1 pseudogene is annotated in these 1,499 nt (G+C 64.3%); it reads left to right on the top strand.

The window, feature by feature from the left end:
• Positions 1-81 precede the first annotated feature (81 nt).
• A pseudogene (gene pgi / locus GSQ79_RS24995) lies at positions 82-1,499 on the top strand (glucose-6-phosphate isomerase); the annotation flags it as partial.

A 1,499-nucleotide genomic window follows, 5' to 3' on the forward strand; every position in this document is an offset into this window, starting at 1 on the left:
ATCGCCGTAAGATCCGCGTCGGCATGACAGCCGCGGGAGACTTGCTATGATGGCATCCTCCACAATCGAGAGACCTTCCCTATGGCGCATGATGTCACGCAAGCCGTTTCAGCTCTCTGGGATCATCAAGCCAAGACCAAGGGGCAGACGACCGAAGCTCTGTTCGCGGCGGATTCGAAGCGCTTCGACGCGTTCCATGCCGTTCTCGGCGACCTGATCTACGATTACTCCAAGCAGCGCGTGTCGACGGAAACGATGGACCTGCTGTTCGCCCTGGTGCGCGCGGCAAAATTCGAGGAGCGCCGTGCGGCCTTCTTCGCCGGCGAGCCGATCAACGTCACCGAGCACCGCGCCGTGATGCATATGGCGTTGCGGATGATGACGCCGGGCAAGGCAATGCTGGCGCAGGGCAAGAACGTGATGCCCGAGGTGATCGCCGAGCGCGACAAGATGGGAACGTTCGCGGAGGCCATCCGCGGCGGCACGATCAAGGCCGCCAACGGCGAACGCTTCACCGACATCGTCAACATCGGCATCGGCGGTTCGGACCTCGGCCCGGCGATGGCCGCGCGGGCTCTCGCCCCGTTCGTCGCCGACCATCTGACGCTGCACTACGTCGCCAACGTCGACGGCGCCAACCTCGGCGACACGCTGCTGAAGGTGAACCTGGCGACGACGTTGTTCATCGTTTGCTCGAAAACCTTCACCACGCTCGAGACGATGACCAACGCGCAGACCGCGCGCAAGGCGGTGGCCGCGGCGCTCGGCGAAGCCGCGGTCGCCGATCATTTCTGCGCGGTGTCGACACAGCTCGACAAGATCGCCGCTTTCGGCATCAAGCCCGATCGCGTCTTCGGCTTCTGGGACTGGGTCGGCGGCCGCTATTCCATCTGGTCGGTCATCGGCCTGTCGGTGGCGATCGGCATCGGCCGCGCGGCGTTCGAGCAGTTCTGGCATGGCGGCCAGGACATCGACGACCATTTCGTTTCGGCGCCGCTGGAGCAGAACATCCCGGTTCTGATGGCGCTGGTCGGGATCTGGAACCACGATTTTCTCAAGCTCTCCACGCTGGCGGTCATCCCTTACGACGAGCGCCTGGGGCGTTTCCCCGCCTATCTCCAGCAGCTCGAAATGGAATCCAACGGCAAGTCGGTGACGCTCGACGGCGCACCGGTGACGATGGCGACGTCGCCGATCGTCTTCGGCGAACCCGGCACCAACGGTCAGCACGCCTTCTTCCAGATGCTGCATCAGGGCACCGAACCGGTCCCGATCGACTTTCTGCTGGCCGCGACTCCGACGCGCGCCGATCCGCACCACCATCATCTTCTCGCCGCCAACTGCTTCGCCCAGGGCGAAGCGCTGATGCGGGGGCGCTCGCTGGAGGCGGTGAAGGAAGCCCTCGCCAAGCAGGGGCTCGACGATGCCGCGATCGAAAAACTGGCGCCGGCAAAGGTGTTTTCCGGCAACCGGCCGACCTCGACCTTCCTCTACAAGAG

It is taken from the genome of Beijerinckia sp. L45 (assembly GCF_009765775.1).
In the GTDB taxonomy this organism is placed as follows: Bacteria; Pseudomonadota; Alphaproteobacteria; order Rhizobiales; family Beijerinckiaceae; genus RH-AL1.